We start from the raw sequence: 15,204 nt of genomic DNA, 5'->3' as shown, positions 1-15,204 counted from the left end.
TCTCTGATCATTCTTTGGTTAAATCCGCATACTGTATCTATTTTGCTGACACTTTGACCGTTATCGTGCTTTTACGAGATCGAATGCATCATTCCTCTTTGTACTCATTTCAATCTGTGTTATTTTTCACGGCTTTTTATTCATCCTGTTTGTGGCTTTGGGGAAATTGAATGTTTGTTGGTTTTGATTATGGCAGTGCCAATTGTGCCATGGGTGTGATGGACAAGAACGAGGTGAGATTATTACCTTTGGCGGTAGGATCTCATTATTTAACCTCGACCCTTTATGCTTTAGACAAAGAACTGATTGTTGAGGCTGTGTATCAGCAGATGCCAGCGGCACTGAGAGCAGATTATGCCAAGGTTCGTTCAGCACAGTTGGCCCGTGCTCGACATGCACGCCGGGAGCTCGATTTAGGATCTGACGAGCAAACTGTTTTTGTTGGTGAACAGGCCATTCACGCTTATTTGGACATGCCAGAAGAAGGATTTTATGTCCGTTCACCTAAATCATTTTTAGGGGCGACAGGACTTAGAGTCGAACAAGTTGCGCTGATTGAAGATATTGTCACCATGATGATGTTGTATATTAAGCAGCGGGCTGAATTATCCTTTGGTGTTAAGGGTGAAGGTGCGATCACTCATGCCGTGATTGGTCGGCCCGTTAATTTTCAAGGGATCGGCGGCGAAGAGAGTAATCAGCAGGCTGAATCAATATTGCGTCTTGCCGCGTTACGTGCAGGTTTTATTGATGTCGATTTTCTGTTTGAGCCTCTCGCGGCAGGGATGGATTTTGAGGCGAGTTTAACTCAAGATAAAACGGTATTGGTGGTCGATGTCGGTGGCGGAACAACCGATTGCTCGGTGGTAAAAATGGGGCCTGCCCATATAACATTAACAGACAGAAGTCAGGATTTTCTGGGACATAGTGGTCAGCGTGTGGGTGGTAATGATCTTGATATCGCCTTATCGATGAAAGCGTTTATGCCTCATTTAGGGTTAGGTTGCCATATGAACAATGGGTTACCTGTTCCAAGCAAACCTTTTTGGAACGCGGTAGCAGTGAATGATATTAGCGCACAACGTGATTTTTCGTCGGTGAGCTCGAGAAAAACCATTGAAGCCATGATAAAAGAGGCTAAACGCCCTGAATTATTGACACGCTTGTTAAAGGTGCAAAAAGAACAGTTGGGTTACCGACTTGTGCGCAGTGCCGAGCAGGTTAAAATCAGTTTATCAGATGTGGACACTGTGACAACTACGCTAGATTATATTTGCCCCGAGCTAAATGCTGAAGTCACCCAAGCGTTATTTAAAGAGGCTATTGAGCTCCCCAGTGCCAAAATAGAGGCGTTGATGAAACAAGCATTGGACATTGCTGGTGTGAGGCCAGATGTTATCTATGTTACTGGTGGTACAGCAAGAAGTCCTGCCATTTATGACAAGATAGCTGCCATGTACCCAGAAACATCGATTGTTGTTGGTGATCATTTTGGTAGTGTTACTGCAGGATTAACACGTTGGGCACAAAAGGTATTTTCCAAATAGGCTGTATAAATGTTGAGAATACAGTGCTATTTTCTTCACCATTAACTGAATGTAAATAGGATCAAGGACAAGAAATGAGCCGCTTTAAATGTGTAAAAAAAATCGCGTTATCGACGTTAATGTTAATCGGCTTGAATGCTTGTGGTGACAATGATGTCGGTAAGATAAGTCTAGGCATGTTCACCACAAAAGATGTGATTATTGAAGCTAAACAAGACCCAAAAATTGCTGGGGTGACCTGTCATATTAGTCGTATTGAAGCAAATTTAAGTTTGGCAGATCCCTCTGATATGAGCATTGCTTGTCGTCAAACAGGTCCAATTTCTGCTGTTGAGATAGCCAATGTCGATAAAAGTAAAAATGGAGAAATTGTCTTTAAACAATCGTTGAGTGTGCTGTTTAAAACGTTAAAAGTTCGCCGTATTTATGATGCAGACAATCAAACTTTACTTTACCTTTCTTACTCAACCAAAGAGACAAACGGCAGTCACAAGCATGCCTTATCAACCGTGCCTCTTTATGGTACTCAAGCTTGGATCCAGCCTCATCTTGTTGTTAATCAAGAGTAACGCGCGCAAGGTATACACGGCTGAGGCAATGTAACTGGTTATTCAAATAGGCCCCATATTAAGATGAATGGTGATGTTCATTTATCTTATATGAACATCATCAATTTGGAGTCATTAACGGCATTGAGTGTTGGGTTTGCTTTTGATGTGGGCCAAGGTAAGTGCATCTAAAAACTGATATAAGAGGTTGTTCATTGCTGTAAAGTCATATTCCCTAAGCACGTTGGGAGCGTGCACAAATGGGTGCTGTTGGCTCTGCTTTAGTGTTAAATCAGATGCTAATATCAAAGATTCAATCGATGCTGTTGTTAATTCCAGATGGCACTGAAAACCATAAACCCGCTGTTGATATTTGATTATTTGTCTAGGGCAGCCTTGGCTTGTTGCCAGTATTTGACTCGATGGCGTGAGCCCAGGCATATCTTGATGCCAATGACCAACAATGGGCATATTAGGAAATGAACTAAAGAGTTCATCTGCTTTTCCGCTTTCGGTGAGAGATATCGCAAAACAGCCTATTTCTTGTTGTGGGCTGGGTGCATAATTGGCGCCGAGTGCTTGACCAATTAACTGAGCGCCTAGACAGACACCGATCACTGAAACCTTGTGTTCGATGGCGTTTTTTATGAAGGCCATTTCGGCTTTGGCGTCAAAATAGGGGCAAGTTTGAGTCGTCGTTGCAGGATCCTGCGGCCCACCTAGTACGATGAGTAAATCAAGATCATCGCTATTTGCTGGTAATGGTTCATATAGATAAACTCGTGTATATGTTGCGTTAAAGCCGCGTTTATTAACCCATATATCAAATGCTGCAGGCCCTTCAAATTCTTCATGGATCACAAAGTGTACGTTCATTTTTCATTTCCAGTTCATATGTAGTGGTCTGGTGATAGTATTTGAATTACGCTATGACTAGGTATAGTTATCCTGACATTAAATAACGGTGATCAGACATATGTTTCCGATACAAAGCAATACACTGATCGCTCAATATCCGCATCAAGAAATATTGATCAATGTCATAGACATGGAACAAGGCTTTGATGATGCCCCACATCAACACACTTGGCATCAAATTCTTTATCCGTTAACTGGGCTGGTGAAAACTAACACGGATAGGCATCAATTTTATGTGCCACATCATCGAGCTTTATTTATTCCTGCCTATACAGAGCATGGATCTTGGGTGGCGCAAAAGACCCGATTTATTGGGATTTATTTAAACCCTAAGAATACGCAGCCCGCGCCTACAATCTGCCGCACAATCGAGGCTTCCCCCTTTTTTAGAGAACTCATTTTATTATTACAACAAGTGACAGTACGTGACGGTATTCAAGATAATGCAGTTAGCCGATTAGTGGATGTATTGTATGATCAGATCTGGTGTGAAAGCACACTTGCACTTGAGCTCACCATGCCCCAAGATCGTCGATTAGTCCCGATAGTCAATGCACTACTTGAAGTGCCAAGTTTAGCCTTGACGTTAGCCCAATGGTCGGTGCGAGTGGGAGGATCGGAGCGGACTTTGTCCCGATTATTTAAAAAAGAGCTGGGTTTATCTTACCCACAATGGCGGCAACGATTGCGTCTAATGGCGTCGCTGTCTTTGTTGGAGCAAGGTTATACGGTGCAAATGACAGCTCATGAGGTAGGGTATGGATCCGTTTCAGCGTTTATTGAGGCATTTAAACAAGCATTTAAGCTGACTCCTCAGCAATACAAGCGTAGTGGATGTGTATGTTGATGTGACGTAACGAGGGGAAATGAAGAGTGATAATGTTTAAACAGTAACCGCGGCCATTTTTCTATTTCGTAAAAAGGCTGCAAAATACAGCCTTTATCATTAGTCAGTCGTGAAGCTTATTTCACTCGCATACCTGGTTGTGCACCTTCGTCAGGCTCTAGGATCCACAGATCTTTATTGCCGGGACCTGCCGCAAGTACCATGCCTTCTGACATGCCAAAACGCATTTTACGTGGTGCTAGATTGGCCACCATGACGGTCAGTTTACCTTCAAGATCTTCTGGGGCATAAGCGGACTTAATACCAGCAAAAACTTGCCTTGTTTCACCGCCTAAATCTAACTGAAGTTTCAGTAATTTATTTGCGTCAGGCACATGCTCAGCTTTAGCGATACGGGCGATACGAAGATCTATTTTGGCAAAGTCTTCAAAGCTTATCTCAGCAGAGATGGGATCGCTTTCAAGAGGGGTGCCCATATCCACGGGGGCATGACTGGGTTCTTTTGATGCTTTGTTAGCTGCTTGAATCGGGGCTAAGTTATCTTTAGAGGATTCAATAATCGCCTCGATACTTTTCATGTCGATGCGTTGCATTAGTGGTTTGAATTTAGCGATTTCGTGATCTGTAAGATCGGCATTCAGGTTATCCCATGTGAGTGGGACTTGCAGGAAAGCTTCGACATCGTCGGCAAGTTTAGGCAAAACAGGCTTTAAATAAGTGACTAAAATACGAAATAAATTCAGCGCATTAGAGCAAACTTGATGTGCTTCTTCTTGTTTGTTTTCGTCTTTTATTAGTTGCCAAGGCGCTGCATCGGCGACATAAGCGTTAGCCATATCAGCCAATGCCATGATTTCTCGCATGGCTTTACCGTATTCACGATCCTCATAGAGTTGGGCAATTATCTCTTGTTTACTCAAGAAAGTTTGCTCGAGTGTAGTATCGATAACTTTCGCAAGTTTACCTTCAAAGTGCTTACTAATAAAACCTGCTGTGCGAGAGGCAAGATTCACTAGTTTTCCGACTAAGTCAGAGTTGACGCGTTGAGCGAAATCTTCAAGGTTAAGATCGAGATCGTCAATACGATTATTTAACTTAGCAGCGTAGTAGTAACGTAGGTATTCTGGGTCTAAATTATCAAGGTAAGTACGTGCCTTAATGAAAGTGCCTTTTGATTTTGACATCTTGGCGCCATTGACCGTCACATAACCGTGTGCGTATACACTGGTTGGTTTGCGATAGCCCGCACCTTCAAGCATCGCTGGCCAGAACAGACTGTGGAAGTTGACAATATCTTTGCCGATAAAGTGATACACCTCGGCAGTAGAGTCTTTAGCCCAAAAGTCGTCGAAATTAAGATCTTCGCGTCGATCACATAAGTGTTTAAATGATCCCATATAACCGATAGGTGCATCTAGCCAAACATAGAAATATTTACCGGGTGCATCAGGGATCTCAAAACCAAAATAAGGCGCATCTCGACTGATATCCCATTGTTGCAAACCTTGCTCGAACCATTCAGCGAGCTTGTTGGCGATTTCTTCTTGGATCGCGCCAGAGCGGGTCCATTCGCTTAACATGGTTTCAAAGGCTGGCAAGTCGAAAAAGAAATGCTCAGATTCCTTCATGATTGGGGTGGCACCCGATACCGCTGATTTTGGTGAGATCAAATCCGTTGGGCTGTATGTCGCGCCACAATTATCACAATTATCGCCATACTGGTCTTCTGACTGACATTTAGGGCAAGTGCCTTTAACAAAACGATCAGGTAAGAACATCGATTTTTCTGGATCGAATAACTGTGAAATAGTGCGAGTTTTAATGAAACCTGCATCACGTAACTTGAGGTAAATAGCACTTGAAAGCTCGCGGTTCTCAACACTGTGGGTACTGTGAAAGTTATCAAATTGAATATTGAAATCAGCAAAATCTTGTTGATGCTCTTTGTTCACTTGAGCAATCATTTCTTCAGGTTCAATCCCCATCTGTTGAGCTTTTAACATAATGGGTGTGCCATGGGCATCATCGGCACAGATATAATGACATTCGTGTCCACGAAGCTTTTGGAATCGTGACCAAATATCAGTTTGAATATACTCCAGCATATGCCCTAAATGGATAGGTCCGTTAGCGTATGGAAGCGCGCTTGTCACTAAAATCTTACGTTGTGAATTTGCCATCTTGTCTCAAAATCAGTTTGGAGCCTAAAAGAATGGCATAGATACTAACCGATCCCACTAAGACTTTCATTAAAACATCGTCTAAGTGGGGTAAATGTACGCGAATATTGGCGACTTTTTCTGGTACACTTAGGCAAATTATTTATAGAGGGTGGCACTTTTGTCTTCAGCTTCTCAGCATTATCGTCTCAGTGACGATCTTCTCGGGCCAGTTCTGGCCATTTTGGATGCATATCAAGATCCGTATTTAGCACAAGGTCTAGTGACTGCTGGCTGTGTGAGCACGTTATCTATTGATGGCAAATGTCTGCAATTGGGTCTTTGTTATCCTTATCCTTGTATGACGCAATACCCTGATATTCGACATACGATAACGCAACAGTTGACGTCGCTTGATGCTGTCGATGAAGTTGAATGTGATATCGATTTTCAAGCTGCTAGCATCTCAGCGATTGCAAATATAAAGCCTATTGCCAACGTGAAGCAAGTGATTGCCGTTGCTTCGGGTAAAGGGGGGGTGGGTAAATCCACCACAGCCGTTAATTTGGCATTAGCCTTAGCGGCTGAAGGTGCCAAAGTGGGTCTCTTAGATGCGGATATTTATGGTCCATCTATTCCTATCATGTTAGGTTTAGCCGATTTTAAACCGGTATCGAGTGATGGTAAAATGATGTCTGCCGCGACGGTTTATGGGATTGCTGCTCAATCGATTGGTTTTTTGTTAGCCGATGAGGAAGCCGCTGTTTGGCGAGGCCCGATGGCTGCTGGCGCCTTAGCGCAGTTATTAAATGAAACTCTGTGGCCGGATCTTGACTACATGGTGATCGATATGCCACCAGGGACCGGAGACATTCAGCTGACGTTATCACAAAAAGTGCCGGTGACAGGGGCGGTGATAGTGACCACACCTCAAGACATTGCCCTTGCTGATGCTAAGAAAGGAATAAACATGTTTCAAAAGGTGAATATTCCTGTGTTGGGCATCGTTGAAAATATGAGCTTTCATCAGTGCAGTGAATGTGGGCACCAAGCGCATCCATTTGGTCGAGATGGTGGCAGTAAGATTGCTCAGCGATATGATGTGCCATTACTGGGCGAGTTGCCCCTTAAACTCCACATTCGTGAAGATGTCGATAAAGGAATACCGACGGTGGTGGCGTCTCCAAATAGTGATGTTGCTGAACTGTATCGTGACATCGCCAGAAAAGTCGGCGCACAACTGGCATTAACGAACGTGCAATCCAGTGTTTCAATTAGTATTTCAGATGATGAATAAGGTAACAGCAGCATGAATTCTCAGTGTGTCATTATTGGTATTGCAGGTGCTTCAGCCTCGGGAAAAAGCTTAATTGCTAAAAACATATTCCAAGAGTTGTGCCGTGATTTAGGGACTGATCAAATAGGTGTGATTGCTGAAGATGCCTATTACAGAGATCAAGGCCATCTTTCGATGGATGAGCGAGTGTTGACCAACTATGATCATCCTACCGCGTTGGATCATGAGTTACTGTGTCATCATCTAGAATCTCTTAAAAGTGGAGAAGCGGTCGAGATCCCTCAATATAGCTATAGTGAACATACGCGTATGGCTGACACCATTAAGATGACCCCTAAGAAGGTGATTATCTTGGAGGGGATTTTATTATTGACCAATCCTACGCTCAGAGGCTTAATGGATGCGAGTGTATTTATGGATACCCCGCTGGATATTTGTTTTATGCGTCGTTTGGCCCGTGACGTTGATGAGCGGGGTCGTACGATGGAGTCTGTGATGGCTCAGTATACAGAAACAGTACGGCCTATGTTCCTGCAATTTATTGACCCTTCTAAGCAATATGCAGATATCATTGTTCCTCGTGGTGGGAAAAATCGTATTGCCACCGATATTCTTAAGGCGAGAATTCAGCATCTCTTAGCCAAATAATATTCGCTAAGATCCTCAATGTTTTGTTTTATTTATTGAACTACATTATCAAAATAAATAGCAACATAGTTCGAATAAACCTAGGAGTAGAAACGCAATGCGGTTAACGGATACAGAGATTGAAACGTGTTTAGATAATGGCTCTATCGTGATGGAGCCGCGCCCATCCGCTGATGCGATTAGCGGAGTAAGCGTGGATGTAAAACTTGGGGATCAATTTAGAGTATTTCAAGATCATACCGCGCCTTTTATTGATCTTAGTGGTCCTACATCAGATGTACAAAAATCACTCGATGATGTGATGAGCGATATGATTGTTATTCCAGAAGGCGGCGCTTTTTTCCTCCATCCAGGTGAATTAGCTTTGGCTGTGACCTATGAAACGGTGACCTTGCCTGCCGATATCGTGGGTTGGTTGGATGGCCGTTCTTCTTTAGCTCGATTAGGCTTGATGGTTCATGTGACGGCACATCGTATTGATCCTGGTTGGCATGGTAAAATTGTACTGGAGTTTTTTAATAGTGGTAAATTACCGCTGGCATTGCGGCCTAATATGACGATTGGCGCGTTGAACTTTGAGCGTCTCAATCAGGCTGTTGCTCGTCCTTACAACAAGCGTACAGATGCTAAATATCAAGATCAACAAGAAGCGGTTGCGAGCCGGATAAGTCAAGATCATTAATCCATGTTTAAAAAGTGATGATCCCTTAGCAGTGATGGATAAGGAGCTTGAGAGATAATGACACAAGTATGGGTTAATGGGATCGTAGCCGAGCAAATGGATCCTTTAGATAGGGGGCTTGCGTACGGTGATGGATTATTTGCCACCATGCGATTTAGCGATGGACAAGTGCAATTTTTAGCGGCACATTTTGCTAGATTGGTTCAAGGTGCTCGTCGTCTCGGTTTCCAGTGGGAGGCGACAGATGATTTGATTGAATTGCTTAATCAAATCGCATTAAATCAAACTCATGGCTGTATTAAGTTGTTGCTTACTCGTGGTGTTGGTGGACGGGGTTATGCGGCGCCTACATGTAGCCAAGTCAATGAGGTTGTTTCTCTTTATGACGTGCCATCGCATTATATTCACTGGCAAAAAGAAGGGATAGCGCTTACTTTAAGTGAGTTTCGCTTATCACGGCAACCAAGGCTTGCTGGTATCAAACACCTTAATCGTTTGGAACAGGTGCTGATTAAATCAATGCAATTACCTAATGGGTTTGATGATTGGTTGGTACTTGATACTGATAAACGCGTGATTGAGTCATCCATGGCCAATCTTTTTTTTATCACTGGGAACGTGGCTTTGACACCTGCAATCACCCATTCTGGGGTGGCGGGGATGATGAGAGAGCAAGTGATCTATGCGCTGATTGAATTGGGTTATGATGTGGATGTCACAGAGGTCAATTATGGTGACTTAACTTTGTTTGAACACGTGTTCATGACCAATAGCTTACTGGGTCTGGTGGATATTAATCGTATCGATAATATGACCTATTCTATATCACCTTTTTCAGACACATTGAGACAAACTTTACACCTTACTTTATGAAAAAATTTATTATTAGGTTTACCGCAACGTGTTTGACTTTACTCATGCTTGCAGTCGGAGTGAGTTTATGGACTTATCATACTGTGGTTAGTTTTAGTCAATCTGCGCTGAGTTTAGAACAAAATCAAGTGCTTGAACTTAAATCTGGGACTTCTTTTTACCAACTCGTGACCCAATTAGAGCATAGAGCATTAATTACGGATGGGTGGAAATTAAAATTATTGGTGAAGATCCATCCAGAGTTGGCCAAGATCCGTACTGGCTTTTATGAGCTTATCCCTGGGGATACCGTGATAGGCTTATTAGAGAAATTAAATCAGGGTAAAGAGAAAGTATTTTCGGTTACATTAGTGGAGGGGCTAAACATTAAAGAATGGACGGCAATTCTTAAGGTGTTACCTCACAGCGAATTCTCAACAGAGGTATTTAATCTAGTATTAGCAGAACAAGGTGATGATTCTAACTTGCCTGAAGGGAAATTTTACCCAGATACATATCATTATCGTGCTGGGGATAATATCAAACAGTTAGTGGAGCAAAGTTATCAAAAAATGCAGCTTGAATTAAACACTGCTTGGGCGGATCGCGCCGATAATTTACCATTGAAGTCTGCTTACGAGTTGCTTATTTTGGCATCCATTATTGAGAAGGAAACCGGTAAAGCGAGCGAACGTCCTCTGATTTCTGCAGTGTTCATGAATCGGCTTAATAAAGGGATGAGATTGCAGACAGATCCCACCGTTATTTATGGTATGGGGGATCAGTATAAAGGCGATATTACACGTCGGGCGCTTAAAGAGATGACGCCATTTAATACTTACAAAATAACAGGATTGACCCCGACTCCTATAGCGGCACCTAGTGGCGCTGCTTTGTTAGCAGCAGCGCATCCAGCAGATGTTAATTACCTATATTTCGTTTCAAAAAATGACGGGAGTCATGTTTTTTCCAGAACATTAGCCGAGCACAATCGGGCAGTCAATAATTATCAGAGAAACCGATGAACAAGCAAGTCAAGAATAAATTTATTGTGATAGAGGGCTTAGAAGGCGCGGGTAAGTCCAGTGCCATCGCATTAGTAAGAGATTTTATCGCGCAACGGACAGCGAGCGTCCCAATCTGTACTCGTGAGCCAGGGGGTACCCCCTTGGCTGAGTGCATTAGAGATTTGGTTAAAATAGCCGATGACAGTGATCCTTTGTGCGATGAGGCTGAATGCCTACTTTTTTATGCGGCAAGGGCCCAGTTGGTGGCCAATGTGATTAAACCTGCATTGGCCAAAGGTCAATGGGTATTAGGTGATCGGCATAATTTATCATCCTTGGCTTACCAAGGTGGAGGGCGAGGGCTCATGTCTTTGGTTGAATCAGTCAGTCAAGCGACGTTAGGAGATTTTACACCTGATCTGACTATTTATCTTGATATCGATCCTATATTAGGGCTCTCTCGCGCAGCGAATCGTGGTGAATTAGATAGAATAGAAGTTGAAGAGGTACATTTTTTTGAACGTGCTCGAGAAACTTTTTTATCTTATGCTGAGCAGGATAATACTATACATGTGATCAATGCTGGCCAAACAATGTCTCAGGTCCACCAAGACATACTTGCATTGTTACAGGCACAGGATTGGTAAAATGGAGAATATTCCTTGGCTGGTACCTGTCATTAATGATTTTTGCACTAAGCTAACGTCCCAGCAGGTAGGGCATGCATACCTGATTGGTGTTGGTGAGGGGTATGGCGGGGGAATTGTTGGCCTTAGCATTAGCGAAAGCGGCAATGTGTCAGACGCTAGGGGTAACAGGGGCGTGTGGATTTTGTAAAGCTTGTTTGCTCGTTGAAGCCAATAGTCATCCTGACTTTTATCATGTCGTGGCAGATGGTCATCAAATTAAGGTTGATCAGATAAGAGAACTTTGTCAAAAGCTGACGTCTACTTCCCAACAAGGAGGATGGAGAGTCGCGGTGATAAGTCACAGTGAGAAACTGAATACGGCAGCGGCGAACGCGTTACTTAAGACGCTCGAGGAACCAGGTAAACAGACGTTATTATTATTGCAGTCTGATGCCCCTTCAAGATTGATGGCAACCATTAGCAGTCGGTGTCAGAGGCTGCATTTTCAGGCGCCAAGCCATGATGAAATAAAAGCTTGGCTAGCTCAAAATAGTGAGCTTACATCCGATGTCATCTGGTGCTTACCTATGATGGGGGGACCGTTAGCATTGGCGAACGCATTGAAAAATCAACGGTATGAGCAATTACTGCAATTGCGAAAAGACTGGGTTCAAAGTTTGTCCTCTGGCCATCTGTGTGCTAATTTAATTACTATAAATGAAAAACACGTTGCAGATGCAATCCAAGTTTTGTATTTAATTTTAAAACAAAAATTAGTTAAACAAACGCAGCTTGACGCCTTGTTAAGAGTAAAAGTGTCAGAGTTAACGACTAAGATCATGAGTACTCACCATACGTTAAGTAGCATGCCAAATGTGAGCTATTTAGCTCTTTTTCAAGGGTTTATCTTAGAATATAAACAATTAACGTTATGATAAGTGAATGATGATAGATCTCGCTGTAAATTTTGATACCTTATCTCAGTTGTATCGTGCTTATATGCCTTTTATTAAACCGGCAGGATTATTCGTGTCAACCAGTGAGAGCCATTTTCTCGGAGAAGAGTTAACCATATCCTATCAATTACCCGGTGGAACGACTAAATTCGAGTTTACGGGTCGTGTGGTGTGGATCAATCCTTTGGGAGCATCCGGTGGACGGCCTATTGGTATAGGGGTGAAAATCATGACAGATCCTGAGTCGCATAAGCATCATATTGAAAATTTATTGTCCAGAGAGCTCGCATCTGGCGATCAGACCAGCACCATGTAGCTTGTATATCCAAACTCGCTCAATATGTAGAATTTAGCATGTCGAGAAGTGGCTTGGGTATATTTCCTCATTTGACCTACACAAGCTAGGCTTGTATCCTCCACTTCTTGTTATTTTCTGATCATTGTTGGATAACCCCGTGCTTATCGATTCTCATTGTCACCTTGACCGTTTAAAAGCGGCACCTGATCAACACAGTCTTAGAGAGATCCTTGCCCATGCAAAGACCAAAGGCGTTGATTATTTTTTATGTGTTAATGTTCGTCAGCAAGGATTTATTTCTATGCGTGACAAGATGGCTGAGTTTGATCAGGTTTTCTTGTCTGCTGGTGTGCATCCATTGGATGTGCAAGAGGGTCTAAATAGACTGGAGTTGGATGAGTTCGTTAAAGAGCCTAAGGTCGTTGCAATTGGTGAAACAGGCTTGGACTATTTTTATGCTAATGAAACAAAAGCCTTACAGCAGAGCTGTTTTGAGCAACAAATTGAATTAGCGGTAGAAGTCAATAAACCTTTGATTATTCACACTCGAGATGCGCGTGAAGATACACTTAACTTTCTCAAAAATGGCCATGCAGATAAAGTTGGCGGGGTATTGCACTGTTTCACTGAAAGTTGGGAGATGGCAAAAGCGGCGATTGATTTAGGATTTTATATTTCAGTTTCTGGGATCGCCACCTTTAAAAATGCGGGTGATCTGCGAACGGTTATGCGTAAAGTGCCTAGAGATAGGTTACTTGTTGAGACAGACTCACCTTATTTAGCACCAGTGCCTCATCGAGGCAAAGAAAATCAACCTGCGTATGTCAGAGATGTCGCTGAGTTTATTGCTGAACTTAGAGGCGACAGTTACGAAGAATTGGCTGAGTATACCAGCAATAACTTTTTTAACTTATTTACTCAAGCAGCAAAACTGGTAGGTAGATAGATACTTGATTTTTAAATAAAAAAAGACCCAAAACTATTCCGATTGTTTTGGGTCTAGGGAAATGGCTCTATTTAAAGAGCCGTGCGCTACTGGTAATATTCTTTAGATGTCTAGTCAGTATAGCAGGGGATGACGCTTATGCCATGTTACCGTCTGTCGTGTACACGCGTTTAGTGTTTCAACTGAGTATGACTTTTCATGTTTTAGAATAACTTTCGTTGTATGTATTGATAAATACTGTTGATTGACAGTATTTTATGAAAGTCATAAATATAACGGCACCTATTGTTAAAGAGTGTATAGATAAGAAGAACAGCTGCTTATCGGTTTGATGCAATTTCGGAAATATGTTCAAGACCGGTTGGTTGAATTAGATAACCTGAGCTCGGGTTAAGCAGCGCCGCTTAATATCGCTATTTTGGCCCCTATCTTTGTTGTGCTTTTTAGTCATAGCCAGCTATTATCTGTCATCATTGATGTCATAGGGCTGTTTTTTATTATTGCTACTTACCAACTAATGATTAACCAGGTAGTTTGATGCACGTGGGTATGTTTACAGCGAAGAAAAAATCAGCTTATCAGCCATATGGGTAAGCATGAAGTGTATGTTAAATCCTAGAGATGATTTAAGGTGGCACTTTCTAAATTTAGAGTAAAAGGGAGTTCATTATGCCGCGTGCTCTCATCGTTTCCAGATCATTTAGGGAGCAGGAAATTAAGTGCATAAGATACGTTAAAATCTCGTCATTACAATCGTCCTACCATTCCACTATAAAATAGCTGCTCGATTATCATATTCATTCTTTTAATGGTTTGTGATTGGGTTACATGAATGCTAATGTAGTCCTTAAGACTGACATTGAATCATATGGTCAGTGTTATATCTAGCGATGAGTGGAGGCAGAAGTGAGTAAGTTATTCAAGCAAGCAGCAAAATTAGTCGATCCCTCAGTGATGCCAGATCCACTCGTGGTGGCTAAATGGTTGTGGATGACAGAGCAAAGTAATGGTCCCATGGTACGATCTTACGGTAAAAAAATGATTGAAACGTATTTTGAATCTGTAGAAGTAGCTAAGCAATTGACTAATAAAGATTAACTTTTAGTTACGTTATATTTCTTTCCTCTATGGCTTTAATAAGCGACATTATTGTTACCTAGCGTATCAAACCACCAAAATTTATTTTTATTCAGGGTTACTGCTGGTAATATAGCAGCCTTATTTTAATCCTCGTTTAGGCACTTTATGATAATTAAATGGTTATTAGTTCTTACCGTGATCATAGGTATCAATTTGATATCTTATTCAGTGTTGTCGATTTCTCTTGAAGATCAAAGAGTGACGGTACCCGTTGCAGATATTGAGGTGGGATCTGAGGCAACCCAAACTCAGCTTCGTTTTTTCATTGTCTCGGTGGGTAAAAGTCAGAAAGGTGTCAATGTCGATGCTAACGATATAGGGTGTGATGATAAGCCATTTTTAGAAAATGTTATTTTTAGAGGTAAACAATATAAACTCATCGGGCCTGAAATTATAGGTAATGAAGATATATTAAGTCTCAGCTCCAGCGCTGATTTGCATTCTAACTCCAGTGATAAACCCTCTATTAATATCGAGTTAACTGCTATCGGTGCTGAAAAGTTGAGTAAAGCAACTGAAGATAATATAGGTCATAATATGATGATTATTCTTGATCGTGAGCCAGTGAGTATTGCCACTATACAGTCCAAACTAGGGGCAAAAATGCAAGTGACAGGAATGACATCTGATCAAGTACAGCGTGCTTTGTTGATTTCAGGTACAGAGTAAAAAAATACGTGTGTTATCGAAAACCGATGCAATAGCTTATGTCCTCTGGTATAAGAGGACG

General features: G+C 42.1%; 15 protein-coding genes and 1 pseudogene. 14 read left to right on the top strand and 2 right to left on the bottom strand.

The annotated features are described in order from the left end of the window. Positions 1-170: 170 nt before the first annotated feature. Together yegD and HQQ94_RS14630 are read left to right on the top strand one after the other, a co-directional pair. Positions 171-1,547 (top strand): molecular chaperone, encoded by a 1,377-nt coding sequence (gene yegD / locus HQQ94_RS14635; RefSeq protein ID WP_173295108.1) that lies wholly within the window; start codon positions 171-173, stop codon positions 1,545-1,547. A gap of 74 nt (positions 1,548-1,621) precedes the next feature. Next, positions 1,622-2,116 (top strand): CreA family protein, encoded by a 495-nt coding sequence (locus HQQ94_RS14630; RefSeq protein ID WP_173295107.1) that lies wholly within the window; start codon positions 1,622-1,624, stop codon positions 2,114-2,116. A 114-nt stretch (positions 2,117-2,230) separates the two neighbouring features. On the opposite strand, the gene HQQ94_RS14625 is transcribed toward HQQ94_RS14630, so the two are convergent. Further along, positions 2,231-2,971, bottom strand: coding sequence for a hypothetical protein (locus HQQ94_RS14625; protein ID WP_173295106.1), 741 nt, complete (start codon positions 2,969-2,971; stop codon positions 2,231-2,233). A 100-nt stretch (positions 2,972-3,071) separates the two neighbouring features. Between HQQ94_RS14625 and HQQ94_RS14620 the strand changes: the two genes are divergently transcribed. Then, positions 3,072-3,860, top strand: coding sequence for an AraC family transcriptional regulator (locus HQQ94_RS14620; protein WP_173295105.1), 789 nt, complete (start codon positions 3,072-3,074; stop codon positions 3,858-3,860). A 116-nt stretch (positions 3,861-3,976) separates the two neighbouring features. Here the strand turns inward: HQQ94_RS14620 and metG are convergent, their stop codons facing one another. Further along, a complete protein-coding gene (gene metG, locus HQQ94_RS14615; RefSeq protein ID WP_173295104.1) occupies positions 3,977-6,040 on the bottom strand; it encodes a methionine--tRNA ligase in 2,064 nt (687 codons plus the stop codon). A 160-nt stretch (positions 6,041-6,200) separates the two neighbouring features. On the opposite strand from metG, the gene apbC reads away from it, so the two are divergent. The 11 genes and pseudogenes from apbC to HQQ94_RS14560 all read left to right on the top strand — a co-directional run bounded on the left by apbC (position 6,201) and on the right by HQQ94_RS14560 (position 15,143). Continuing rightward, the gene (apbC, locus tag HQQ94_RS14610; protein WP_173295103.1) at positions 6,201-7,316 is read left to right on the top strand and encodes an iron-sulfur cluster carrier protein ApbC; all 1,116 of its coding nucleotides are present in this window, start codon (positions 6,201-6,203) and stop codon (positions 7,314-7,316) included. Positions 7,317-7,328: 12 nt separating this feature from the next. Beyond that, on the top strand, positions 7,329-7,964 hold the full coding sequence (gene udk / locus HQQ94_RS14605; protein WP_173295102.1) for a uridine kinase: 636 nt from the start codon (positions 7,329-7,331) through the stop codon (positions 7,962-7,964). 97 nt (positions 7,965-8,061) lie between these two features. After that, positions 8,062-8,646 carry a dCTP deaminase gene (gene dcd / locus HQQ94_RS14600; protein ID WP_173295101.1) on the top strand — a complete coding sequence of 195 codons (585 nt, stop codon included), beginning with the start codon at positions 8,062-8,064 and terminating at the stop codon, positions 8,644-8,646. A 57-nt stretch (positions 8,647-8,703) separates the two neighbouring features. After that, positions 8,704-9,519, top strand: a complete 816-nt coding sequence (gene pabC / locus HQQ94_RS14595) for an aminodeoxychorismate lyase (protein WP_173295100.1) — start codon at positions 8,704-8,706, stop codon at positions 9,517-9,519. After that, on the top strand, positions 9,516-10,523 hold the full coding sequence (gene mltG, locus HQQ94_RS14590) for an endolytic transglycosylase MltG (RefSeq protein WP_173295099.1): 1,008 nt from the start codon (positions 9,516-9,518) through the stop codon (positions 10,521-10,523). The genes pabC and mltG overlap by 4 nt, the downstream gene beginning before the upstream one ends. Continuing rightward, entirely contained in the window at positions 10,520-11,152 is a 633-nt protein-coding gene (gene tmk / locus HQQ94_RS14585) for a dTMP kinase (protein ID WP_173295098.1), read from the top strand. The genes mltG and tmk overlap by 4 nt, the downstream gene beginning before the upstream one ends. A 1-nt stretch (position 11,153) precedes the next feature. After that, a pseudogene (holB, locus tag HQQ94_RS14580) lies at positions 11,154-12,069 on the top strand (DNA polymerase III subunit delta'). A 10-nt stretch (positions 12,070-12,079) separates the two neighbouring features. Beyond that, positions 12,080-12,406 (top strand): PilZ domain-containing protein, encoded by a 327-nt coding sequence (locus HQQ94_RS14575; protein WP_173296661.1) that lies wholly within the window; start codon positions 12,080-12,082, stop codon positions 12,404-12,406. 139 nt (positions 12,407-12,545) lie between these two features. After that, on the top strand, positions 12,546-13,334 hold the full coding sequence (locus HQQ94_RS14570; protein WP_173295097.1) for a TatD family hydrolase: 789 nt from the start codon (positions 12,546-12,548) through the stop codon (positions 13,332-13,334). A 906-nt stretch (positions 13,335-14,240) separates the two neighbouring features. Further along, on the top strand, positions 14,241-14,432 hold the full coding sequence (locus HQQ94_RS14565; protein ID WP_173295096.1) for a hypothetical protein: 192 nt from the start codon (positions 14,241-14,243) through the stop codon (positions 14,430-14,432). A gap of 147 nt (positions 14,433-14,579) precedes the next feature. Then, positions 14,580-15,143: a hypothetical protein gene (locus HQQ94_RS14560; protein WP_173295095.1), complete on the top strand. Its 564-nt coding sequence runs from the start codon at positions 14,580-14,582 to the stop codon at positions 15,141-15,143. Positions 15,144-15,204: the final 61 nt, after the last annotated feature.

The sequence above is a fragment of the Shewanella sp. VB17 genome, from assembly GCF_013248905.1.
In the GTDB taxonomy this organism is placed as follows: domain Bacteria; phylum Pseudomonadota; class Gammaproteobacteria; order Enterobacterales; family Shewanellaceae; genus Shewanella.
The sequence above is the reverse complement of the archived record's forward strand: the minus strand, read 5'-3'. Positions and strand labels throughout refer to the sequence as shown.